Here is a 21608-nt window from a genome sequence, read left to right on the forward strand (position 1 = left end):
GGCCAGGCTCTTTTCGGCCCGGTCCGGATGGGTCAGCCCGGCAGGCTGACCAGTTTGCCGCTTTGGAACAACAGCGGCGCACCCTCGCGAAAGGCGGCGCGGCGCACCCGGCCCACCTGGATCACGTGATCCCCCGCATCATGCGAGGCCTCCAGATCACATTCGAAACAGGCAAGGCAGCCGCCGATGATCGGCACGCCATGATCTCCGATCTCCCAGTCCAGCCCGTCAAAAGCCGCTTTGTTGCGGGCAAACCCCTCGCAGATATAGCGCTGGTGGCTGTGAAGCACGTGAATGGCGAAATGCTTGGCCTCGGCGAAATGGTGGAACCGGTTTGACCCCTTCGCAGGGGACCACAGCACCAGCGGCGGATCGAGGCTGACCGAGGAAAAGCTGTTCACGGTGATCCCCACCGGGCCTTCGTCGCTGTCGGTGGTGACAATGGTCACCCCTGTCGCGAAGGCCCCCAGCGCACTGCGGTAGCCACGTGAATCCGTTGTCGGGTCAAGAACCTGCATCTGATGATCCCAGCCTCCATCCATGTCAGGCGACCTCCCGTCCCAGTGCCGCAGTGTAAAGCTCGAACCAGCGTTCACGGCCCATCTCGACCTTCAGCGCGTCCGAGATCTTGCCGATCCGGCCAAGGTTGTTGGTGCCCATGACCGGCAGGATGCGGGCCGGATGCGCCAGCAGCCACGCGGTGGCCACGGCGGCGCGGTCGGTGCCGCTTTCAGCGGCGATCTGGTCCATCAGCCGGGTCAGGTCGGTATCGGCGGTCATCAGGCTGCCACCACCCAGCGGGGACCATGCCATCGGCGGCAGGCCCCGTTCCTGAAGAAACGCCACATCGCCATTGGTGAACCCGTCATGGGCGGTGAGGCTCAGTTCGATCTGGTTGGTCACCAGCTTGGTCTTCATCGCCGATTGCAGCAGGGTCCAGTCCCAGGGTTTGAAGTTCGACACGCCCACGGCGCGGACCTTACCGCTGGCCACAACCTCATCCAGCACGGCGCCGGTTTCATGGTGGTCCATGAACGGGTCGGGGCGATGCACCAGCAAAAGGTCGATCTTGTCGATCCCCATCAGGCGCAGGGAATGATCGACCGAGGCAAGGATATGGGCGCGGCTGGTGTCGTAATACTTGACCTTCGCATCCGAATACCGGCCGCAGGGGGCGACGATATCGCATTTGGTGACGATCTCGATCTGGTCCTTCAGGGCCGGGGTCAGGGCCGCGCCCATGATCTCTTCGGCCATGTATTCGCCGTAGATGTCGGCCTGATCCATCGTGGTGATGCCCTGTTCAAGGCAGGCCTCGATCTTGGCCTGCACATGCGCGGGCGATGTGTCGGCGTCATCGCCCAGCCGCCACAGGCCATAGACGATGCGGGAAAAGGACAGCCCGTCCTGAATCTCGATCCGGTCCATCATTTGCGCTCTCCTACGCCCAGCGGCGTTGCAGGGGCTTCGGTGGGAACCCGGCCATAGGCATGGGGCATCGAACAGGTCTTCAACTCGGGCAGGACCAGACGGCCAAAATGCTGCGCCTCGTCGATGTGCGGATAGCCCGAGAAGATGAAGGCCCGGATGCCCATCTTGCGATAGTCCTCGATCGCCGACAGCACCTGATCGGCAGAGCCGACCAGCGCCGCGCCACAGCCCGACCGGGCCCGGCCAACGCCGGTCCAGAGATTCGGTTCAATGTATCCGAACTGGTCGGCCAATTCACGGGCGCGGGCCTGATGCGACACGCCCAGCGACGCACTGTCATGGGCCCGTTCGCGGATCAGTCGGCCGTATTCATCGTCCAGTTTCGACACAAGGCTTTCGGCGTATTCGCGGGCCTCGGCCTCTGTGTCGCGGACGATCATGTGAACCCGCAGACCATAATCCAAAGTCCGGCCATGGCGTTCGGCGGCGGCGTTCACCGCCATCATCCGCTCGGCTAGCTGGTCCTTGATTTCCGGCCACATCAGGTAAACATCGCAATGCTGGCCGCACAGTTCCAGCGCGTCCGGCGAATAGCCCCCGAAATACAGCAGCGGGCCGCCGGACTGGTAGGGGCGGACCGGATCGGTGGTCAGCCCTTCGAAATTGTAGATCTCGCCATTGTAGTTGATCTCGTCCTGGGTCCAGGCCTGTTTCAGGATCTCCACCACCTCGCGCGACCGCTGGTAACGATAGGAACTGTCGGCCTTTTCACCGGGGAAGTCCGACGAAATGACGTTCAGTGTCAGCCGGCCCTTCATCATGTGGTCCAATGTGGCCACCGTGCGGGCCAGCATGATCGGCTGAACCTCGCCACAGCGGATCGCGGCCAGCATGTTGATTCGCTCGGTCAGCGGTGCCATCCCCGCGACAAAGCTCAGTGTGTCCTGCCCAACCTGATAGGACGACGGGGCAAGGATATTGCGGAACCCCTGCTTCTCCGCCTCAAGAACGATATCGCGGCAATGTTCCCAGGACGACCGCAGCGCCCCGTCCGGAACGCCAAGATAGCGGTAGTCGTCCGAACAAAGTGCTGAAAACCAACTGACTTCGGCGGCATCAAGGTCCGGCGATGTAATGGGGACGACGGTCATTGGGGTCTTCCATTCGGTGGGTGTGTTCGCGGTCGATTGCCCCTTGCATAGCATCTGAATTTTGATGCATCAATGGTGTATCAATTTGCCGCATTGCCATGGGCGCGGCCAAGGGGGGAACAGGGCTTTGCCACGCAGTCGGCCGGTTACGGCACTTCCGATCTATGTCCAGATCAGCGAGATGCTGATCCGCGATATCGCCGCCGGTCGTCTGGCCGACGGCGCCAAATTGCCGCCCGAACGGGACATGGCCGCCTCGCTGAATACCGCCGTCGGAACCCTGCGCAAATCGCTGCGGATCCTTGAGGAAAAAGGCCTGCTGGAACGGGTGCAGGGCTCTGGAAACTATATCCGGCACCGGCCCTCGGTCGCCTCCGTCTACTCCATGCTGCGGCTGGAACTGAAACAGGGCGGCGGGATGCCCACGGCAGAGGTTCTGTCGATCGACCTGCTGCCGAAGCCCGAAGGCGCGCCCGCCTTCGGCCCGTCGTCGGACGGCTGGCGGTTCCGGCGTTTGCGCTTCCTGTCCGGTGTTCCCGCCGCGATGGAGGAAATCTGGCTCGACGGGTCACTGGCAGAAACAATCGACGCCGGTGCGGTCTCGGAATCGCTCTACCTCTTCTATCGCGAATCGCTGGGGGTCACGATCCTGTCGGCGGAAGACCGGGCCTCGGTCGCGCCGATGCCGGACTGGACCGACCCGCGCTTTCCCATGCGGGCCGGAGAGATCGCGGGATATGTCGAACGGGTCGGGCGCGACAGCCAAGGCCGGGCGGTGGAATTTTCACGAAACTGGTTCGACCCGAGGACGGTCAACTATGTCAGCCGGATCGGCGGAGGAAAAACATGATCAACTACGGGCTTATCGGCTGCGGCATGATGGGGCACGAACACATCCACAACATCGCGCTTCTGCCCGAGGCGCGGGTGACAGCCGTCTATGACCCGGTCGCCTCGCTCGCCGACCATGCCGCGAAAGAGGCGGGGGGCGCGACAGTCTGCGCCTCCATCGCTGAAATGCTGGCGATCAAGGATCTTGACGCGCTGGTGATCGTCAGCCCCAACCACCTGCACATCAGCCAGCTGCGCGAAATTCGTGACACGCGCCCCTTGCCGATCCTCTGCGAAAAGCCGCTGTATACCGATCCGGCTGATGTCGCATTTCTGCAAGACCTGATCGCGGATTACCCCGCCCCGATCTGGGTGGCGATGGAATACCGCTATATGCCGCCCATCGCCGCCCTGCTGGATCAGGCGGAGGGCGCGACCGGCGGGATCAAGATGCTGACGATCCGCGAACACCGCTTTCCCTTCCTGCCCAAGATCGGCGACTGGAACCGGTTCAACGCCAATACAGGTGGGACATTGGTCGAGAAATGCTGCCATTTCTTCGACCTGATGCGGCTGATCCTGAAGGACGATCCGGTGCGGGTCATGGCCAGCGGCGGTCAGTCGGTGAACCATCTGGACGAGAGTTATGATGGGCAGGTGCCGGACATCTGGGACAATGCCTATGTCATCGTCGATTTCGCGGGCGGGGCGCGGGCGATGTTGGAATTGTGCATGTTCGCCGAAGGATCGCGCTACCAGGAAGAGGTCACGGCGGTCGGTCCCACCGGCAAAATCGAGGCGCTGGTCCCCGGCCCGGGCCGGTTCTGGCCCAAGGATCTGGGCGATCCGCCGGTGCCGCAACTGATTGTCTCGCCACGCAGCCCCAAGGGCCCCCGGATGTCCGAGATTCCGGTCGATCCGACGCTATTGGCGGCCGGGGATCACAACGGATCGACCTTCTACCAGCACCAGCGGTTCAATGCCGTGGTCCGGGGCGAAGGTGCGCCCGAGGTGACGCTGGAAGACGGGATGTGGGCCGTCCGGATCGGGCTGGCCGCACAGGAAAGCGCCCAGACGGGGCAGGCCGTCAGCCTCTGATCCTTCGGCCACCCCGAAACAGCAAAGGGCGCCCGCAGGCGCCCTTTTCCTTGACGATCTCTGACCGGATCACTCCATCCATTCCCACGGACGGGTAAAGGCTCCAAGCGCGCTGACAATGTCCTGTTCGGACACGGTCCCGGTCTTTTGCAGCCGGGCGACAAGGCCGCGCTTCTTGTCCTCGACCACCTCTGCCACTTCGGCAGCGGCGTCGGCATGGGCCAGCGCCTCGTTATAGACGCGGGTGATCGCGCGCTTGCGCAGGTCCGGCTTAAAGATCTTGCCCACGGCGGTTTTCGGAAGTTCGGGCAGGATTTCCAGATACTTCGGATGGGCCGCGCGTTCGTGGATCTTTTCCTTGGCATAGGCCAAAAGCGCGTCTTCCGACGCGGTGCCACCCGTCACCAGTTCCACATAGGCGCAGGGGATTTCGCCCGCATGGGCATCCGGCTGGCCGATCGCGCCGACAAAGGCCACGTCGGGATGACCCGCCAGCGCCTCTTCGATCTCGGCAGGGTCGATGTTGTGACCGCCGCGAATGATCAGGTCCTTGGCGCGGCCCGTGATCCAGAGGTAGCCGTCCTTGTCCACCCGGCCAAGGTCGCCGGTGCGCAGGTATTGGGCATTGGATTTCGGGCCGGGATAGAACAGATCGGTGTTCTTGGCCTCTTCCGTATAGGTGTTGCCCATGTAAACGCCGGGGTTCGACACGCAAATTTCGCCCACATGGTCGGTCGGGCATTCCTCGTGGGTGTCCACCGCCATGATCTTGATATCGGTATAGGGGAAGGGGATACCGATCGACCCGATCTTCTTTTCCCCGTCCGGCGGGTTGATCGACACAAGGCAGGTCGCCTCGGTCAGGCCATAGCCTTCGCAGATGGTCACCCCGGCGGCCTGTTCGAACCGTTTATACAATTCAACCGGCAGCGGGGCCGACCCGCAGAAGGCCAGTTTCAGGCTGGAAATATCGGCATCGACCTTGCGCTGCATCAGCGCCGACATGGCGGTCGGCACGGTGATCATGAAGGTGACCTTGTAGCGTTCGACCAATTTCCAGAAATTGTCGAACACCCCGTCGCCGCGATAACCCGCGGGCGTCGGGAACACGATATGCGCGCCCGAGGCCAGCGAAGCCCCCATGCAGACGATGGCCGCGAAGACGTGGAACATCGGCAGCGGGCAAATCTGCACGTCCTCGGGCGAGAACAACAGCCGGTCCCCCAGCCAGGCGTTGTAGATGATCCCGGAATAGCGGTGCTGCGCCACTTTCGGCATCCCCGTGGTGCCGCCGGTATGGAAATAGGCGGCGACCCGGTCCTGCTGAACATCCTCAAACGTCAGCCTGGTCGGCTGCTTGGCGATCTCGGCGTTGAAATCCAGCACCTTCGCCTTGTGGGTCACGGCGACCTTGGGCCGGATCAGCGGCACGATGACCTTTTTCAGCCCCGACAGGTAGCGAACAAGATCCACCTCGAGAACGGTTTCGACATTGGGGGCAAGGCGCACCGCCTCGGCCGCCTTCTGCGGCACGTCGGTCTTGGGGAACCCTTTCAGGGTGACCAGAACCTTGGCGTTGGTTTCCCGCAGGATGGCGGCAATCTGTTCGGCCTCCAGCAGCGGGTTGATCGGATTGACGATCCCGGCCACCTGTCCGCCCAGATAGGTCAGCACCGTTTCGGTGCAGTTGGGCAGAAGATAGGCCACGACATCGGTCGGCCCCACGCCAAGGCTGCGCAGCAGGTTGGCGGTCTGGCTGGTGCGGTCCTTCAGTTCGGACCACGACAGGGTTTCCTTCTTGGACTTGGGGTCCGACAGGATCTGATAGCTGACAGCCGCGCGGCCACCATGGGCGGCGGAGGTTTGGGACAGCATCCCGTATGTGGTGACCGGCAGATCGCGCTTGTCCCACGGCATTTCGTTCACGATTGCGTCGCGATCCGCGACCGTCGCATAGGTCACCGTTAACTCCTCCCTGAATAACGCGGGATCTTCGCCCCGCCTTTTTGTGCCTCAAGAGGTAATCGTTGTGTCGCGTCGCGCAAGTATGACGCAGCGAAACACCCCTTTTGCCGGTCCGTCAGACCACGCTTTCCCGCTTGGGCAGGGTCACCGGACAGGCCTCGGCGGCGCGCAGCTTGTCGGTCAGATGCTCCATGCCAAACTGGGCGGCAAAGTCGCGTTCGGCATTGGTGATCCCGACAAACCCCGCAAGCATCACATTGCCGGAGGGCAGCGAAAACGCCTCGGGCGGGCGTTCGGGCGGGATCATCACCATGTTCATGATCTGGCAGCGGTCGTTGCCGTCCACCGGATGGTTCAGCGGGATCACGTCGTGAAAGGCCAGCGGCTCGCCGTCTACCTGACCGTCGGCCAAGAGCAGGTCATAGGCCAGAAGACTTTGCAGGCGCATGATCGCCCAATCCGCCTTCTCCTCGGTCTCAAGGAAGAACTCGACCCCGACGCCGGATTCGCCGTTGGGGTTGTAATCGGCAGGGTCCACGCCCTGCGGGTCGGAATAGCCAGAGGTGACGTAGAGCCAGCTGGCACGCTCCGCCGTTGGCTTGAATTCGCAGATCTGGAACTCCAGCCAATGGGCATCAACCTCGACATCTCCGAAGGCGCCGAAAACTTCCTGCTGCAATTTGAACGGCGGGCGGTTCGCCTCTCCGAACAGCTCCGGATAGACGTCCTTTTCCCGAATTTTCCTGATCGCTGCCAAATCCATGAATTCTGTCCCTTCCTGTCTAATGACAGGAAGCATCCCGCATTCAGGGAAATCTGGCAAGGAATGGTTATTCGGCGGCCAGACCTTCGGTGAACTGCAGGCGTGCCAAACGGGCGTACAGGCCACCTTCGGCCACCAGCGCCTCGTGGGTGCCCTGCGCCACGATCCGGCCCTCGTCGAAGACGACGATGCGGTCGGCCTTTTTCACCGTGGCAAGACGGTGGGCGACGATCAGCGTGGTCCGGGTTTCGGCCAGCCGGTCCACCGCCTGCTGCACAAGGCGTTCGCTTTCGGCGTCCAGCGCGCTGGTCGCCTCGTCCAGAAGCAGGATCGGCGCGTCGCGCAGGATGGCGCGGGCAATGGCGATGCGCTGTTTCTGGCCGCCCGACAGCATCACGCCGCGTTCGCCCACATAGGTGTCATAGCCGTTGGGCAGCGCGGTCAGGAAATCGTGCGCGGCGGCGGCGCGGGCGGCCTCCTCGACCTCGGCATCGGTGGCATCGGGGCGGCCAAAGCGGATGTTCTCGCGCGCGGTTTCGGCAAAGATCACCGGGTCCTGCGGGACAAGGGCGATTTGCTGGCGGAAGGCGGCGCGGGACAGGTCGGTCAGGGCCGCGTCGCCCATCCGGATCGTGCCACTGTCAGGATCGTAGAACCGCAACAAAAGCTGGATTATGGTGGATTTCCCCGCGCCCGACGGGCCGACAAGGGCCACGGTTTCGCCCGGCGCAACGGTCAGGTCGATCCCGTCCAGCGCGGCCATGTTGGGCCGGGACGGGTAATGGAAGGTGACCCCGTCAAACCGGATCGGTTCGCCCCGCATGTCGGGGGTCGGGGCGGGCTGGTCCGGGTCTTTCACCCGGTCGTCGGCGTTCAGCAGTTCGACCAGCCGTTCGGTGGCCCCGGCGGCCCGCTGTAATTCGCCCCAGATCTCGGACAGGGCGCCAACCGCGCCGGCAACCATGACGGCATAGATGACAAACTGCACCAACTCGCCGACGGTCATCATGTTCAGCCGCACATCGCGCGCGCCAACCCACAAGACACCGACGACGCCCGCGAAGATCAGGAAGATCACGATCATCGTCATCAGCGACCGGGTCGCGATCCGGCGCTTGGCCGAGACAAAGCTTTTCTCGGTCACTTCGGCGAAGCGAGCGGTGGCGCGGACTTCCTGGGTAAAGGCCTGCACAGTCTGCACCGACAAGAGCGCCTCGGAGGCATTGCCCGAGGATGCGGCGATCCAGTCCTGGTTTTCCCGGCTAAGCGCGCGAAGGCGGCGGCCCAGAACGACGATCGGCACGATCACGGCAGGCACGATCAACAGAACCAGCCCGGTCAGCTTGGCCGAGGTGAACAGCATCAGGACCATGCCGCCGAAGAAGATCAGCACATTGCGCAGCGCGACCGAGACGGAGGAGCCGATCACCGACAGGATCAGGGTGGTGTCGGTGGTGATCCGGCTGAGAACCTCGCCGGTCATGATGGTTTCGAAGAACGAGGGGCTCATCCCGATGACGCGGTTGAACACCGCCTCGCGGATGTCGGCCACGACCCGTTCGCCCAACCGGGTGACAAGGTAATAGCGCAGCGCGGTCCCGGCGGCGAGAAGGGCGGCAATGGCCAGCGCCGCGCCGAAATACTGGTCCAGAAGGGTGGTGGCCCCGCCTTCGAAATTGTCGACCACGCGGCGCACGGCCAAGGGCAGGGTCAGCGAAATCATCGCCGTCAGGACAAGGGCCACCCCGGCGGCGGCGATCATCATCCGGTACGGGCGCAGGAAGGGCCAGAGGCCCGCCAGCGCGCCAACGCGTTTCGACTTGGCACGTTCGGCCTCGACGGGCAGCGGGGCGTCAGACATATCGTTTCCTGCATGGATTGGCGTCCACCCCACTTAAGCGGCGGGGGCGCGGGGCGCAAGCCATCGGGTAGGGTGGGTTAAAACCCACCTTACGGTCGGTGGCAAAGGCGCGTCTGAAAGGGGGATGGAGCGGGCGACGGGAATCGAACCCGTATCTCTTGCTTGGAAGGCAAGGGTCTTACCATTACACAACGCCCGCTTCGGCCCCCCGTATAAGATGCAGCGCGGGGGAGGTTCAAGCCCCCGCGTCACCGATCGGTTCGATCAACTGCGGCCCACTGGCCCGGTTGGAGTTCACCTCGGTCCGGACGCGGTGCAGGCGCAGGCTGCCATCCGGGGCGGGGCGCATCAGACGGGCCGCGCCCTTGCCCTCTTCGCCCAGCCACAGCGCCCAGTCGGAAGGGTCAAGCACCACGGGCAGCCGGTGATGGATCCGTGCCATATCCGCATTGGCCGCACAGGTGACGATGGCGCAGGCGGTCAGCGGATCGTGGCCCGGCTTCTCCCAGTCCTGCCAGATGCCGGCAAAGACCATCGGCGCGCCATCGGTCCGGGTGACGTACCACGGCAGGGGTTGTCCGCCTTCGGGCCGTTCCCATTCATAGAACCCGTCCACGGCGATCAGGCAGCGGCGCTGGCGGCAGGCATCGCGAAAGGCGGGCTTTTCGGCAATGGTTTCGGACCTTGCGTTGATCAGCAGCGGCCCGTCGGTCGGCGTCTTGTACCAGGCGGGCACGAAGCCCCAGCGCATCGGTCGCAGCCGCCGGGACCCTGCGTCCGAGGTGGCAACCGCGATCTGGTTCGTGGGGCAGACGTTGAAGTTCGGGTCCTGCGGCAGGTCGTTGTCGGGGGTCGCCGCGAACATCTGCGCCATCGCGTCCTGCGGCAGGGTGATTGCCATGCGCCCGCACATCAGCGGACCCGCCCCTTCAGCAGTGTAGAATACTGATACAGCCCCCAGGGCGACAGCGCCTCTTCCAGCGCCAGCCACAGCGGGCGGGCGGTGTCTGTCGCCAGTCCCGCCGCCTTGGTGATCGCGCCGATGCTGCTGTGCCCGTCGATCCGCGCGATCAGCGGCGCGGCTCCGGGCGGCAGGGAGAGGGTGACGGTTTCCTGTCCGCTGTTGACCGGCACCGCGCGGCCCTGCGCCACGGCCCCGGCAAGCGCCTGCGGCGGGCCGCCTTTCAGGTGCGGGATCAGGTCGGGCGCAGCGCCGCTGGCCGGCTGGCGGGGATCATCCGCACGCACGGCATAGCCGACATGGACCTTCAACGTGCCGGACAGGTCTTCGGCCAGTGCCATGCGGGCGGGCCGGTCCATCGCGTCGGGAACGGGGCCGAACCGGGTGGGGTCATACTGCCCGGGCGAGGCGAAATCGGACAGGGCCCAGCCCGCCCCCTCCAGCTCTGCCAGAAGGTCCGGCACCGAATAGGCGCGGTCCTGCCCGTGCAGCAGCAGATCATAGAACCCCGCGTCCGACGATTTGTGATCGCCAAGGTTCAGGTTGCGCTTGAACGGATGCGCCTCGGGCAGGGCGGCAAAGACCTTGCGGGCGGCGGCCAGCCGGTCCTCGGGCGGCAACCCGTCGAACATCGCGCCGAAGGCCCGTTGCAGGGGATAGACCCCGGACCGGCCAAGCGGCGCATAGACCATGAACCCCAGCCCCCCGCCGGGGGCGCAGGCGGCGCGCAGGGCCGCGAACCCCGCCGCCGGATCGGGCAGGTGGTGCAGCACCCCGCAACAGTCGATGTAGTCGAACTGACCAAGATCGGGCGCATCCAGAAGGCTGCCGGTCAGGAACCGGATGTTCTTCAACCCCCGGACCTTCGCCCGCGCCTCTGCCACCTCGCGCGAGGCGCGGGACAGGTCGATATAGGTGATGTCATAGGGGCGGCGCGCGTCCGTCATCAGCTGCGCCAACTGGATCAGCCCGTCACCGGTGCCGCCGCCCGCCACAAGGACGCGCAGGCGCTTGGACCAGTCCCGCTGTCCGCCCCATAGGAAGTGATCCATCTCGACCGGGTTTGACGGGGAGCCTGTAACCAGCCGGGTCTTTTCCTCGGCCGGGTTGCGGGCGGGGTAGGGGAAGGCTTCGTATTGTTCGGAAACGGTGACCATGGGCAGAGCCTAGGGCGGCGCGATCCCAAGGAAAAGGGGGGTGGGTTGAAACCCACCTTACTTTCAGGTCCGCATTTTCGGGCCAGACCTATAGTGGTGGGGAACGGGCGTAAGGTGGGTTTCAACCCACCCGACGGGCGCGTCGGGTTGACCCGGCATGGTGCCTATCCCTGTGGCGAGCGGCCCTAGCGCGGGCCGCGCTGCGCGATCACCACGCCCGAGGCCACGATCGCCGCGCCAACGGCCTGCGCCCAGCTCCACTCTTGCCCCAGCGCGACAAGGATCAGCATCACGTAGAACGGGGCGACGTTGATGTGGAATGACGCCACCGCGACCCCCAGCCGCCCGACCGAGGCGAGCCAGAGGAATTGTGACAGGGCCATGCTGCCGAAGGCGTAGATCAGTAGCGGCAAAAGCGTTCCGGGAACCAGCAGGCCCGGCGGTGCGGCAACGGCCCCAGTCAGCCGGGCGCCGATTGCGATGCAGCCCACGAACAACAATCCGCCCGCAAGGGTGATCGTCGTGCGGCCCACCGGCGACAGGTCAGGGAAATCCCGCACCGTCGCCCAGCTGCCCCAGCTGAACAGGAAACAGGCGGCCACCGCCATTCCCGCCCCCAGCCCAAGGTCCAGCACAGGGCCACCCCCGGCGGCAATCGCCCCGCCGACGACCGAGGCCAGCAGCCCGATGATGAACCCCATACTCAGGCGGCGGTCTTCGAAGATCATCTCGATCACCGTGGCCGCGATCGGGCAGGCGGCGGCGATCACCGCCACCGTGACCGGATCGGTATAGTCCTGTGCCAGAAGCAGAAGATAGGCCCCAAGGCCAAAGGCGATGCCGCCCACCACCGTGCCCCGGCCCCAACGGGCCCGGATCAGCGCCAGCGGCCCGTCCAGCATCACCCAGATCGGAATCAGGATCCCCACCGCCAGCGCCAGCCGCGCGGTGATCAGCATCAGCGGGTCCCAGGTTTGCAGCAGGTAGTCTGCCGCCGGGAACCCGGCCGCCCAGGCGACCATCGACAGAACGGCCAGCGTGTTGCCCTCCAGCAATTGCCGGGGCGGACGCGGCACGATGGGCGGGCCGAGCGGATCGGGGGTCTGGACCATGGTTGGGCCGTTCTGTGGTTGTCTGTTGGGGGCCGGTCGGTAATGTTCCAGCCATGGGGAACGGTGGCGGGGGCCGACTGGCCGGTCTTGCCAGTTCCCGACCAAATGTCGTTTTCCGGCCCCGCGCCGCTGCCAAAAGGCCCGCCATGCCAAGATTTTGCGCCAACCTGACGATGCTGTTCACCGAATACCCGTTCCTTGAACGGTTCGGCGCGGCCCGCTCCGCAGGGTTCGACACGGTCGAGGTGCTGTTTCCCTATGACGAACCCGCGCCAATGGTCCGCGATATGCTGGACCGCAACGGGCTGACCCTTGCCCTGATCAACTGCCCACCTCCGAACTACACCGGTGGGGCGCGGGGCTTTGCCGCCGTGCCGGGGGCTGAGGACCGGTTCCGCCATGATTTCCGGCGCACGCTGCGATATGGGCAGGCGCTGGGCGCGCATCACCTGCACCTGATGGCGGGGGTGGCCGAGGGCGCGGCGGCGCGGGCCACCTTCATCGACAACCTGCGCTGGGCGGCGGCAGAGGCCCCGGAGCAATCCCTGACGATCGAGCCGATCAACCCCGTGGACATGCCCGGCTATTTCCTGAACGATTTCGACCTCGCGCTTGAGGTGCTGGAGGCGGTCGCGGCCCCCAACCTGCACCTGCAATTCGATGCCTACCATGCACAGCGGATTACCGGGGACGTGATGGGCACATGGGACAGATGCCGCCACCGGGTCGCCCATGTGCAGGTGGGCGGGTTTCCCGGACGACATGAACCCGCGGGCGGCGACATCGACTATCCCGCCTTCTTCGCCCGGCTGGATGCCGGAGGCTATGACGGCTGGGTCAGCGGCGAATACAATCCCGCCGCGCGGACGGACGAAGGATTGGATTGGATCAGGTGATCATGCTGACAGGATGCTGTCAGCAGCCCTGTGTCAGAAGGGGGCATCGAAACCCCATCAGGAGACAACAGATGACCACCCAAGCAATCACCGTCTGGACCGAAGTGCCGGTCACCGACATGGACCGGGCCGTGGCCTTTTACAACGCGGTCTTCGGCTATGACATGCAGATCGACTCAACCGGCCCGAACCCCATGGCCCTGTTCGGCAATACGATGGAGGGCACCGGCGGCCATATCTATCCCGGCACCCCGGCCAAGGGCGGCAACGGGCCGACCATCCACCTTGCCCTGCCCGGATCGCTGGAAGACGGGGTCGCCGCCTGCACCAAGGCGGGCGGCACGGTGATTTCCCCCGCTATCGAAATTCCGCCGGGCCGCTTTGCCTATGCCATCGACCCGGACGGCAATTCCATCGGCCTGTTCGAACCCAAAGCCGCCTAGGAGGCCCCCATGCGCCGCGCCGACCGCCTGTTCCAGATCGTGCAATACCTTCGGGGCGGGCGGCTCGTCACGGCGGGGCAACTGGCCGAACGACTCGAGGTCACGCCCCGGACCATCTACCGGGACGTGGCCGACCTGATCGGTTCCGGCGTGCCGATCGAGGGCGAGGCCGGGGTCGGCTATGTCATGCGCGACGGGTATGACCTGCCGCCCCTGATGTTCACCGCCTCGGAAATCGTGGCGCTGGTCGCGGGGGCGCGGCTGATCCGGGCCTGGGGTGGGGTCGACATGGCCGCAAGTGCCGAAGAGGCGCTGGTCAAGATCGCGGCTGTCCTGCCTGACGAGGCCCGCAAGCGCGCCGACACGGTGCAGATCCATGCCTTCGGTGCCCCGGAAATGTCCGATGCGGTCCGCGCACGGATCGACGACATCGAAGCCGCCGCCAACAGCCGCACCCGGCTGGTCCTGCACTACGGCGACGAGGCGGGCCGCAAGTCCGACCGCGTGGTGCGCCCGCTGGGCCTGTGGTTCTGGGGCAAGGTCTGGACCGTCGTCGCATGGTGCGAATTGCGCGACGATTTCCGCATGTTCCGGCTGGACCGGATCCAAAGCATGGAACTGGGCACCCCGTTCCGCGAGGAGAAGGGCAAGCGCCTGCGCGATTTCTTCGCCGAGGAAGCCTATCGGCGCTAGGGCCTGCCCGCGACCTCAGAAAAGAAGTTCAAGCTCTCCGTCTTCCTCGGCAAGGTCCTCGTCCGAAACGGCCGGCATGTCCTCGGACAGTGGCGGCAGGGTGAACAGGTCGGCTATCTCGAATTCACCTTCGTTCGGGATGTCGCTCACGGCAGGATCGGCCCCGACATTGTGATCGTCGCCGATGTGTTCGTTGTGAAAGATGTGGTGCCCAACACCGTTCTGATAGCCGGTGCTGTCATGGTCGTGGCCCACGCCGTGAAGATGCGAAATGCTTTCTTCGTCGTGGCCCGGAGGGGTTGCAGTGATCTTGGAGGAGAGAAAATTTAACCGTGCCATCGAGGCGATCCTTCATAACAAAACTCAAACGCGTCGCCCCCGACCCGTCCTTCCTTCCGTGCCTCCCTCAGATGGGTGGTCCGGAATGAAGTGCGGCCTTGATATGGCAAGAATGGTCCAAAATTTCTATTAATTTCTCGAAATACGATGATCGGCGCCATTATTCGGGGTTCATTGTTTCCGTTTCTGAACAAGCGTTTGAATAGACATCTGACTGGTCGCAAATCTGGCCAGACAGTGAGAATCGGTTCACGCCTTGCTGGACTTGTTCGACGTTTCGACCTGGCCACTTTCCGTGGTCAGGCCATGGCCGCGAATGGCGGCAGGGGCGATTCAGTCCACACCATTGCGGGGTGCCCAAACCGGCCAACAGGGCGCACCTTCAGCCCGTCATTACAACGCGCCCTGCGCCCGCTGGTTCCTGGCCGAGGAAGGCGATCGGAGGTCGGCAAAGGGGCCGTCATTGGGGCTTGTCAGGCCGCGCCGCATTATATATGTCAAAAATCAAATGTAATTTGGAGCGCCCCATGATTCACCCCCGTTTTGCCCCCGTTCTGTCCGGCCTGATCCTGTCTGGCCTGATGACCTTTATCGTCTCCGGCATCTCGACCCTGATGGCCAAAGGCCTGATCGACGGGTTCGCGGCGCAGTGGATGGGGGCGTGGATGGTGACTTGGGCCGTGGCCTTCCCGACGATCCTTGTCGTGGCGCCGCTGACCCGGAAACTGGTGGGCAGGCTTGTTGCCAAGCCCGCCCAGCACGGCCAGCCCGCCTAGCGCGCCGACAGGCTTTCGGCCAGCCGCATCAGCTGCACCGCCTCCGTCCGGTAGCCGTAGGGGTCCGTGCCCCGGTTGGCATTGGCCAGCGCGATGGCCTCGGCCCAGCCCCAGTCGCCCAGCGCGGTGTCGCCGCGCAGCAATTGGCCAAAGCCCGCGATGGCGGCGGCGAACTGCGCCTCGGTCCCGGCGCTGCCCATGTCGGGCAGGATCGGGGTTTCAATCAGCTGGCTGACATCTTCGCCCGGCTCCTTCCAGCGCAGTTTCAGAAACCCGATCTCGGGGCTGTCCCCGGCGTCCGCCGCCGGTTGATAGCGCAGCGGGTCGGTCATCCGGGCCGGGCTGCCCACCGGGGTGATCTCGTAGATTGCGGTCACCGAATGACCCGCGCCCAACTCGCCGGCATCGACCCGATCGTTGTTGAAATCCTCTCGGTTCAGGGCGCGGGTTTCATAGCCGATCAGCCGGTATTCGGCGACGGTGGCGGGGTTGAACTCCACCTGCACCTTCACATCGCCCGCAATGGGGAACAGCGCGCCGGTCAACTGGTCCACCAGCACCTTCTGTGCCTCGTTCAGCGTGTCGATATAGGCCGCCGTTCCGTTGCCGTTCTGGGCCAGCGCCTGCATGGTCGCATCGTCCAGATTGCCGCGGCCAAAGCCAAGGACCGACAGGTAGGTGCCCGTTTCACGCTTGTCGGCGATGAAATCCTCAAGCGCCGAGGGGTCCGACAGTCCGACGTTGAAATCCCCGTCGGTGGCAAGGATCACCCGGCTGACCTCGCCCTCCTCGGCCATGGTGGCGGCGACGGCATAGGCCTGTTCCAGCCCGCCCTGCCCATTGGTTGACCCGCCCGCGCCCAGCCCGTCCAACGCGGCAAGGATCGCCGTGCGGTCGCCCGCCGGGGTCGGGGCCAGAACCAGCCCCGCCGACCCGGCATATTCGACGATGGCCACCTGATCCTCGGGGCTCAGGTTGCCCAACATCAGCCGGAACGACTGTTTCAACAGCGGCAGCTTCGCCGCATCGTTCATGCTGCCCGAGGTGTCGATCAGGAAGACAAGGTTCAGGGGCGGGCGGTCGTCGACCGCCGGCAGTTCGCCCTGAAGCGCGATGTGCAGCAGTTGTGTATCGGGGTTCCACGGGGTCGGCATCAGGCTGATCGTGGGGCGGAAGGGGGCGGCATCCGCGTCCGGCGCGGGGTAGTCATAGGGGAAATAATTCACCATCTCCTCGACCCGGACAGCCTCCGCCGGGGGCAGGGTGCCCCGGTTCAGCGAGTTGCGGATGACGGAATAGGCGGCGGTGTCCACGTCGATGGAAAAAGTGGACACGGGCTCTTCTACGACGACCTTCAGCGGGTTCGTGTCGGCGGAGGGGTAGGCCTCGGTGTCTGGTCCTAACTCAATGAAATCGGAGTGGGCGGTAGGTGCGGGTTCGGCCATCAGCGCATCCATACCCTCGCCAAGTGGTTGCACCGACCTAGCCTGCGGGGGCGGGGCCAGTGGTGCGGCGGCGGGTTCGGGCGCGGCGAGGGCAAGCCCGGATTCATCTTCGGCTCTTTCCTCGGCGGCCAATTCGGATCCGGCGACCTGATCAGTGAGCACCGTATCCCCCTCGGTTACGGTAAACTCCGGGTCCTGCCAGACCGACCGTCCCTGCGGGGTCAGGATCAGCACGCCACAGGCGACGATCGCGGTGGTGACGGTCAGCCCGCCCTTGGTGGTAAACGCCTTCAACATCTCTCCAACTCCTTGCCATAGCCCCTTGGGGGCGGTTGCAGGATTGGGACGCGCGGCATTCCGCGATCCTTGGAGAGCGTCGAAATTTTGCTGCGCCAGACGCAGGTTTTCCGCCCGTTTCCCGGCGTCCGGGCGGGGGGTGGCCGCCGTCATCGCGGCGCGCAGATCGTCAAATTCGTCACGGTCGGTGGTCATTCTGCCTCCTCCGTTTCGCGCAGGGCGCGCAGGCGTTTCTTGGCTTCGGATATGCGCCAGCTGATCGTGCCCTCGGACACGCCCAGCACCTCTGCCGCCTCGGCGTGGGTCAGGTCGTCGAAGACCAGCGCCAGCGTGTCACGCAGATCGTCGGTCAGGCGCGACATGGCGCGGGTCAGCCAGTCCAGCCGGTCCGCAGCCTCGGCATTCGCCGCCTGCCGGTTCAATTCCCAATCGCCCCAGCCATCGGCGGCGCGGGCGGCGCTGGCCTGTCTGCGGCGGCGGTCGTGGGCGGCGTTCACCGCGACACGGTACAGCCAAGTGGTCACCCGCGACTGTCCCTTGTAGCTGGCCAGCTTGGCGGGCAGGGCAGCGCAGATGTCCTGGGTCAGGTCCTCGGCCTCGGCCCGGTTGCCGGTCAGGCGAAAGCACAGGGCGAACAGCCGGTCATACTGCCGGTCAAGCAGGAGGGCAAAGGCCCGTCCGTCCCCGTTCGCGGCCGCCGTGGCCAGGGCTTCGTCGCTGGTTGTCATACGCATCACGATGGGTATGACGCGCGGCAAAGGTCAATCCTTGGGGGCGGTGGAAAATATTTTGCAGGGTGAGGGGGGGAGACATGACAGAAGGCATGCGGCCGCACGGGTGGGCGCGAATGCGCCCGCCATGGGGCGGGCGGGCGCATGCCGGGCCGCAAACGCCCCGGCGAAAGCTGGCTCTCAAGTCCCTTCAGGACGGGCCGCCCTTGGTCGCCTAGTTCGGGTTGTTGCCGGACAGGATCGCGGGCAGGGCGACGCCGCCCCCGCCCCCGGGCAGGGGGCTTTCGGTGATCTCATTCTCGCGCAGACCGCGGATCAGGGCGATCATCGCGGGCGACGACAGGCCGGTCGAATGGTTGCCGCCAAAGCGGTCCGCCTCGCTTGAGGTGTCGATCACGGTGACCGGCAGGGCGGCCACGGCGGCGCTGCTGGTGACGGTGCCCAGACGGGCGCGGCTGGAGCTGACCCATTCCGACAGTTGCAAGGCGCGGTCCTTGTCCGAGGTCATGACGATGAAGGGCTGCGGCAGGGTGCCGATCTCCAGCGCCTGACGGGTGAACAGGTCCACGTCGATATCGGGGGCGACAAGGATCACCCCGGTCAGCTTGGACCACAGGCCCTGCCGCCGGATCGCGCGCTGGCGCAGGGTCTCCATGATCAGCTGCGATCCCATGGAATGACCGATCAGGGTGATGCGGTTCACCTGGCTTTGGTCCAGCTGGGTCAGAAGTTCCTCAAGGCTGTCGCGGGCAAAGAGCACTGAATCCCGGTCATAAAGATAGTCGCCCGCCTCGCCACCAGAGGGCCAGCTGAACAGCACCGGCACCCCTTCGACGCCGAAGTCGTGGACCATCTGGCCAAGACGATACAGGGCTTCGGGGAAATTTGTGTTGAAGCCATGGACGTAAACCACGGCCTCGCGCTGACCGGCGGGCAGGTCAAGGGTGCGGCGGGCGACACGCGCGCCAAAGGCGCGGGCGTCGGACAGCCGTTCGGCCCCGGTGATGCCGAAATGTTTGCGCGCGTCGGCGCGGCGGCGGTGAATTTCGACCTCGCCGGTGCGGTGCCGTGGCGGGACCGAGACAGTGATCTCGGCGTAATGGGTCACGGTCGACCGGTTGCCGGAAAACAGGGCGCGGGTCTCGACCGGGGCGCGGTTGGTGGCGACAAGCACATCCACCTTGTCCGCCGTCTCAAGGGCAGGCAGGACGGTGATCTGGCCGCGCGGGGCGCAGGCCGCGACAAGGCTTACCCCGCCCAGAAGGACGGCACGACGAGTCAGATGGGGCACGGTGTTGGTCATGGGCGCTTCATACAGGGGCGGCAGATGCGCCGGAAGGGGAAACAAGGACGGGCAGCGGGAAATCGCAGGGGGGGCAGGGGCCGGGTAGGTCAGCCGTCCAGACGGGTCAGAATCCCGCGCGGGGTCGAGGCGAATTCGCGCGACCACAAGAGCCAGCAGACCCCCGCGCTGGCCACGATCAGTGGCACCGCGCCCAGAAGCCAGGCCAGCCCGCCAAGCGCGAAATACATCGCCCGCAGCCCGCGGGTGAAGTTCAGCGCGGCGCGGATATTCAGTGCGCCTGCCTGTTCGGCGCGGGTCTTGGTCAGCGGGTCGGAGGGATCGTTGGGGATCGCCCCCAGGAGGACCGTGCCATAGCCGTAAATCCGGTGCGACCAGACGAATTTCAGGAAGGCCTGCGCCAGAAGCAGAACCACCAGCAACAGCTTGATTTGCCAGACAAAGGCTGGGGCATCGGTGGCGGTCAGCTCCTCGGCGACGGTTTCCAGCGGCTGGGTGTTGCCCACAAGGGCCAGAAGGCCGCCAATGGCCAGGAGGCAAGTCGAGGCAAAGAACGATGTGCCCAGCCGCAGGGTGGACAAAAGCGTGGCATCGACAATCCGGTTTTCGCGGGTGATTGCCGCCACCATCCAATCCGTCTGATACCGCGCCATCAGCAGCGTGACCGAAGGCTTCGCCGCCGATGGGTGTTCGATCCGCCAGCCGATGCCGACCCAGCACAGCAGCAGGAACAGGGCGGCAAGGCCATCCAGCGGGGTGAGCAGCGTCAGGTGATCCAGCAGCGACATGGGGCGACCATAAGATGAACCACTTCGACTTGCCATATCCGGAAATTGGTAATATATTTTTACCAAAGCGGAGGGTTTGCCATGAAAATGCCGGTTCCGAATGCGCGCGTCCTGTCAGACAAGGCGCGGATCGTGGCCCGCCTGCGGGCGGTCCTGCCCGAGGGCGCGGTGATCGACGACCCGTCCGAGACGCGGGCCTATGAATGCGACGCGCTGTCGGCCTATCGCTGCCCGCCCCTCTGCGCGGTTCTGCCCGCCACGACCGAAGAGGTCGCCGCCGTCCTGAAGATCTGTAACGAGGCCGGGGTGCCGGTAGTGCCGCGCGGGTCCGGGACATCGCTGGCCGGGGGGGCGCTGCCCACCGCCGACAGCGTGATCCTTGGGGTGGCGCGGCTGAACGCGGTTCTGGAAACCGACTATGACAACCGGTTCATCCGGGTGCAGACCGGCCGGACCAACCTGTCGGTGACCGGCGCGGTCGAGGCGGATGGGTTCTTCTACGCCCCCGACCCGTCGTCGCAGCTGGCCTGCGCCATCGCGGGCAATATCGCGATGAATTCGGGCGGGGCGCATTGCCTGAAATACGGGGTCACCACCAATAACCTTCTGGGCGTGCGGATGGTGATGATGGACGGCACGGTGGTGGATCTTGGCGGCGCGCATATGGATGCCGGGGGGCTGGACCTTCTGGGGCTGATCTGCGGGTCCGAGGGGCAATTGGGCGTGGTGACCGAGGCGACCCTGCGGATCCTGCCGAAACCCGAAGGGGCGCGGCCGGTTCTGGTCGGCTTTGACAGCAACGAGGTGGCGGGCCAATGCGTGTCGGACATCATCAGGGCGGGCGTCCTGCCGGTGGCGATCGAATTCATGGACCGACCCTGCATCGAAGCGACCGAGGATTTCGCCAAGGCGGGCTATCCGCAGTGCGAGGCGCTTTTGATCATCGAGGTCGAAGGGTCGGACGCCGAGATTGCCGAGCAGTTGGAGTTGATCAAGGGGATCGCACAGGCACACAACCCGGTCGAACTGCGCGAGGCGACCAGCGCCGACGAGGCCGCCCGCATCTGGCTGGGCCGGAAATCCGCCTTTGGCGCGATGGGGCAGATCAACGATTACATGTGCCTTGATGGCACGATCCCGGTCAGCGAACTGCCCTATGTGCTGCGCCGGATCGGCGAGATGTCCAAGGAATACGGGCTTGGCGTCGGCAATGTGTTCCACGCGGGCGACGGCAATATGCATCCGCTGATCCTCTATAACGCCAACACGCCCGGCGATCTGGAGAAATGCGAGGCCTTCGGCGCCGATATCCTGAAGCTCTGTGTCGAGGTGGGCGGCTGCCTGACCGGCGAACACGGGGTCGGGATCGAAAAGCGCGACCTGATGCGCGTGCAATACGCACCCGAGGATCTGGAGGTGCAGATGGCCGTCAAGGATGTGTTCGACCCGGGCTGGCTCTTGAACCCGGCCAAGGTGTTTCCACTGGACGACAGCGCGTCGCGCCGGGTGGCGGCAGAATAGGGGGCGCTGCCCCCCGCCCGCGTGCCGCGGCCTCCCCCCGGGATAT

21 protein-coding genes and 1 tRNA gene are annotated in these 21608 nt (G+C 65.0%); 7 read left to right on the plus strand and 15 right to left on the minus strand.

Annotated elements, in window-relative coordinates; genetic code table 11:
• Window positions 1-32 precede the first annotated feature (32 nt).
• The 3 genes from EU803_RS02320 to EU803_RS02330 are packed head-to-tail and all read right to left on the minus strand — an operon-like array spanning window position 33 to window position 2582.
• Complete coding sequence (locus EU803_RS02320) at window positions 33-518, minus strand: flavin reductase family protein (protein WP_129680141.1); 486 nt, start codon at window positions 516-518, stop codon at window positions 33-35.
• A 25-nt stretch (window positions 519-543) separates the two neighbouring features.
• On the minus strand, window positions 544-1428 hold the full coding sequence (locus EU803_RS02325) for an aldo/keto reductase (RefSeq protein ID WP_129680143.1): 885 nt from the start codon (window positions 1426-1428) through the stop codon (window positions 544-546).
• Window positions 1428-2582 carry an LLM class flavin-dependent oxidoreductase gene (locus tag EU803_RS02330; RefSeq protein ID WP_129679356.1) on the minus strand — a complete coding sequence of 385 codons (1155 nt, stop codon included), beginning with the start codon at window positions 2580-2582 and terminating at the stop codon, window positions 1428-1430. Before EU803_RS02330 ends, EU803_RS02325 begins: the two co-directional genes overlap by 1 nt.
• A gap of 127 nt (window positions 2583-2709) precedes the next feature.
• Here EU803_RS02330 and EU803_RS02335 point away from each other — a divergent pair, with 127 nt between their 5' ends.
• A complete protein-coding gene (locus tag EU803_RS02335; protein ID WP_277985696.1) occupies window positions 2710-3432 on the plus strand; it encodes a GntR family transcriptional regulator in 723 nt (240 codons plus the stop codon).
• Window positions 3429-4511 (plus strand): Gfo/Idh/MocA family oxidoreductase, encoded by a 1083-nt coding sequence (locus EU803_RS02340; protein WP_129679361.1) that lies wholly within the window; start codon window positions 3429-3431, stop codon window positions 4509-4511. The genes EU803_RS02335 and EU803_RS02340 overlap by 4 nt, the downstream gene beginning before the upstream one ends.
• Window positions 4512-4580: 69 nt before the next feature.
• Here EU803_RS02340 and EU803_RS02345 read toward each other — a convergent pair whose 3' ends face one another.
• From EU803_RS02345 to EU803_RS02375, 7 genes are all read right to left on the minus strand, one after another.
• Complete coding sequence (locus tag EU803_RS02345) at window positions 4581-6473, minus strand: acyl-CoA synthetase (RefSeq protein WP_129679363.1); 1893 nt, start codon at window positions 6471-6473, stop codon at window positions 4581-4583.
• Between the two features lie 118 nt (window positions 6474-6591).
• Window positions 6592-7239: a suppressor of fused domain protein gene (locus EU803_RS02350; protein WP_165352754.1), complete on the minus strand. Its 648-nt coding sequence runs from the start codon at window positions 7237-7239 to the stop codon at window positions 6592-6594.
• A gap of 67 nt (window positions 7240-7306) precedes the next feature.
• Window positions 7307-9100, minus strand: a complete 1794-nt coding sequence (locus EU803_RS02355) for an ABC transporter transmembrane domain-containing protein (RefSeq protein ID WP_129679366.1) — start codon at window positions 9098-9100, stop codon at window positions 7307-7309.
• A 125-nt stretch (window positions 9101-9225) separates the two neighbouring features.
• A tRNA-Gly gene (locus tag EU803_RS02360) sits at window positions 9226-9299 on the minus strand.
• A gap of 36 nt (window positions 9300-9335) precedes the next feature.
• Window positions 9336-10013, minus strand: coding sequence for an SOS response-associated peptidase (locus EU803_RS02365; RefSeq protein WP_129679368.1), 678 nt, complete (start codon window positions 10011-10013; stop codon window positions 9336-9338).
• On the minus strand, window positions 10013-11218 hold the full coding sequence (locus EU803_RS02370; RefSeq protein WP_129679370.1) for a class I SAM-dependent methyltransferase: 1206 nt from the start codon (window positions 11216-11218) through the stop codon (window positions 10013-10015). Before EU803_RS02370 ends, EU803_RS02365 begins: the two co-directional genes overlap by 1 nt.
• A 185-nt stretch (window positions 11219-11403) precedes the next feature.
• Entirely contained in the window at window positions 11404-12330 is a 927-nt protein-coding gene (locus EU803_RS02375; RefSeq protein WP_129679372.1) for a DMT family transporter, read from the minus strand.
• Window positions 12331-12476: 146 nt separating this feature from the next.
• On the opposite strand from EU803_RS02375, the gene EU803_RS02380 reads away from it, so the two are divergent.
• The 3 genes from EU803_RS02380 (at window position 12477) to EU803_RS02390 (ending at window position 14362) form a co-directional block, all read left to right on the plus strand.
• A complete protein-coding gene (locus EU803_RS02380) occupies window positions 12477-13226 on the plus strand; it encodes a TIM barrel protein (protein WP_129679374.1) in 750 nt (249 codons plus the stop codon).
• 71 nt (window positions 13227-13297) lie between these two features.
• The gene (locus tag EU803_RS02385; protein WP_129679376.1) at window positions 13298-13669 is read left to right on the plus strand and encodes a VOC family protein; all 372 of its coding nucleotides are present in this window, start codon (window positions 13298-13300) and stop codon (window positions 13667-13669) included.
• 9 nt (window positions 13670-13678) lie between these two features.
• Complete coding sequence (locus EU803_RS02390; protein WP_129679378.1) at window positions 13679-14362, plus strand: YafY family protein; 684 nt, start codon at window positions 13679-13681, stop codon at window positions 14360-14362.
• A gap of 15 nt (window positions 14363-14377) precedes the next feature.
• On the opposite strand, the gene EU803_RS02395 is transcribed toward EU803_RS02390, so the two are convergent.
• Entirely contained in the window at window positions 14378-14701 is a 324-nt protein-coding gene (locus tag EU803_RS02395) for a hypothetical protein (RefSeq protein ID WP_129679380.1), read from the minus strand.
• Window positions 14702-15228: 527 nt separating this feature from the next.
• Between EU803_RS02395 and EU803_RS02400 the strand changes: the two genes are divergently transcribed.
• Window positions 15229-15477 carry a DUF2798 domain-containing protein gene (locus EU803_RS02400; RefSeq protein ID WP_129679382.1) on the plus strand — a complete coding sequence of 83 codons (249 nt, stop codon included), beginning with the start codon at window positions 15229-15231 and terminating at the stop codon, window positions 15475-15477.
• Here EU803_RS02400 and EU803_RS02405 read toward each other — a convergent pair.
• From EU803_RS02405 to EU803_RS02420, 4 genes are all read right to left on the minus strand, one after another.
• Window positions 15474-17414 (minus strand): VWA domain-containing protein, encoded by a 1941-nt coding sequence (locus EU803_RS02405; RefSeq protein ID WP_129679384.1) that lies wholly within the window; start codon window positions 17412-17414, stop codon window positions 15474-15476. The genes EU803_RS02400 and EU803_RS02405 overlap by 4 nt on opposite strands.
• The gene (locus tag EU803_RS02410; RefSeq protein WP_129680145.1) at window positions 17411-17947 is read right to left on the minus strand and encodes an RNA polymerase sigma factor; all 537 of its coding nucleotides are present in this window, start codon (window positions 17945-17947) and stop codon (window positions 17411-17413) included. Before EU803_RS02410 ends, EU803_RS02405 begins: the two co-directional genes overlap by 4 nt.
• A gap of 217 nt (window positions 17948-18164) precedes the next feature.
• A complete protein-coding gene (locus tag EU803_RS02415) occupies window positions 18165-19253 on the minus strand; it encodes an alpha/beta fold hydrolase (protein ID WP_129679386.1) in 1089 nt (362 codons plus the stop codon).
• 89 nt (window positions 19254-19342) lie between these two features.
• Window positions 19343-20041 (minus strand): DUF599 domain-containing protein, encoded by a 699-nt coding sequence (locus EU803_RS02420; protein ID WP_129679388.1) that lies wholly within the window; start codon window positions 20039-20041, stop codon window positions 19343-19345.
• An 81-nt stretch (window positions 20042-20122) separates the two neighbouring features.
• Here EU803_RS02420 and EU803_RS02425 point away from each other — a divergent pair, with 81 nt between their 5' ends.
• On the plus strand, window positions 20123-21562 hold the full coding sequence (locus EU803_RS02425; RefSeq protein ID WP_129679390.1) for an FAD-linked oxidase C-terminal domain-containing protein: 1440 nt from the start codon (window positions 20123-20125) through the stop codon (window positions 21560-21562).
• The last annotated feature ends 46 nt before the right edge of the window (window positions 21563-21608 follow it).

Source organism: Loktanella sp. IMCC34160 (assembly GCF_004145845.1).
Lineage (GTDB): Bacteria > Pseudomonadota > Alphaproteobacteria > Rhodobacterales > Rhodobacteraceae > SELP01.

What these genes read in the sequence shown, in the direction of transcription:
- EU803_RS02320 (WP_129680141.1), bottom strand. Translation starts at nt 518, where the DNA reads ATGCAGGTTCTTGACCCGACAACGGATTCACGTGGCTACCGCAGTGCG.
- EU803_RS02325 (WP_129680143.1), bottom strand. Translation starts at nt 1,428, where the DNA reads ATGGACCGGATCGAGATTCAGGACGGGCTGTCCTTTTCCCGCATCGTC.
- EU803_RS02330 (WP_129679356.1), bottom strand. Translation starts at nt 2,582, where the DNA reads ATGACCGTCGTCCCCATTACATCGCCGGACCTTGATGCCGCCGAAGTC.
- EU803_RS02340 (WP_129679361.1), top strand. Translation starts at nt 3,429, where the DNA reads ATGATCAACTACGGGCTTATCGGCTGCGGCATGATGGGGCACGAACAC.
- EU803_RS02350 (WP_165352754.1), bottom strand. Translation starts at nt 7,239, where the DNA reads ATGGATTTGGCAGCGATCAGGAAAATTCGGGAAAAGGACGTCTATCCG.
- EU803_RS02355 (WP_129679366.1), bottom strand. Translation starts at nt 9,100, where the DNA reads ATGTCTGACGCCCCGCTGCCCGTCGAGGCCGAACGTGCCAAGTCGAAA.
- EU803_RS02365 (WP_129679368.1), bottom strand. Translation starts at nt 10,013, where the DNA reads ATGTGCGGGCGCATGGCAATCACCCTGCCGCAGGACGCGATGGCGCAG.
- EU803_RS02370 (WP_129679370.1), bottom strand. Translation starts at nt 11,218, where the DNA reads ATGGTCACCGTTTCCGAACAATACGAAGCCTTCCCCTACCCCGCCCGC.
- EU803_RS02375 (WP_129679372.1), bottom strand. Translation starts at nt 12,330, where the DNA reads ATGGTCCAGACCCCCGATCCGCTCGGCCCGCCCATCGTGCCGCGTCCG.
- EU803_RS02380 (WP_129679374.1), top strand. Translation starts at nt 12,477, where the DNA reads ATGCCAAGATTTTGCGCCAACCTGACGATGCTGTTCACCGAATACCCG.
- EU803_RS02385 (WP_129679376.1), top strand. Translation starts at nt 13,298, where the DNA reads ATGACCACCCAAGCAATCACCGTCTGGACCGAAGTGCCGGTCACCGAC.
- EU803_RS02390 (WP_129679378.1), top strand. Translation starts at nt 13,679, where the DNA reads ATGCGCCGCGCCGACCGCCTGTTCCAGATCGTGCAATACCTTCGGGGC.
- EU803_RS02395 (WP_129679380.1), bottom strand. Translation starts at nt 14,701, where the DNA reads ATGGCACGGTTAAATTTTCTCTCCTCCAAGATCACTGCAACCCCTCCG.
- EU803_RS02400 (WP_129679382.1), top strand. Translation starts at nt 15,229, where the DNA reads ATGATTCACCCCCGTTTTGCCCCCGTTCTGTCCGGCCTGATCCTGTCT.
- EU803_RS02405 (WP_129679384.1), bottom strand. Translation starts at nt 17,414, where the DNA reads ATGACCACCGACCGTGACGAATTTGACGATCTGCGCGCCGCGATGACG.
- EU803_RS02410 (WP_129680145.1), bottom strand. Translation starts at nt 17,947, where the DNA reads ATGACAACCAGCGACGAAGCCCTGGCCACGGCGGCCGCGAACGGGGAC.
- EU803_RS02415 (WP_129679386.1), bottom strand. Translation starts at nt 19,253, where the DNA reads ATGACCAACACCGTGCCCCATCTGACTCGTCGTGCCGTCCTTCTGGGC.
- EU803_RS02420 (WP_129679388.1), bottom strand. Translation starts at nt 20,041, where the DNA reads ATGTCGCTGCTGGATCACCTGACGCTGCTCACCCCGCTGGATGGCCTT.
- EU803_RS02425 (WP_129679390.1), top strand. Translation starts at nt 20,123, where the DNA reads ATGAAAATGCCGGTTCCGAATGCGCGCGTCCTGTCAGACAAGGCGCGG.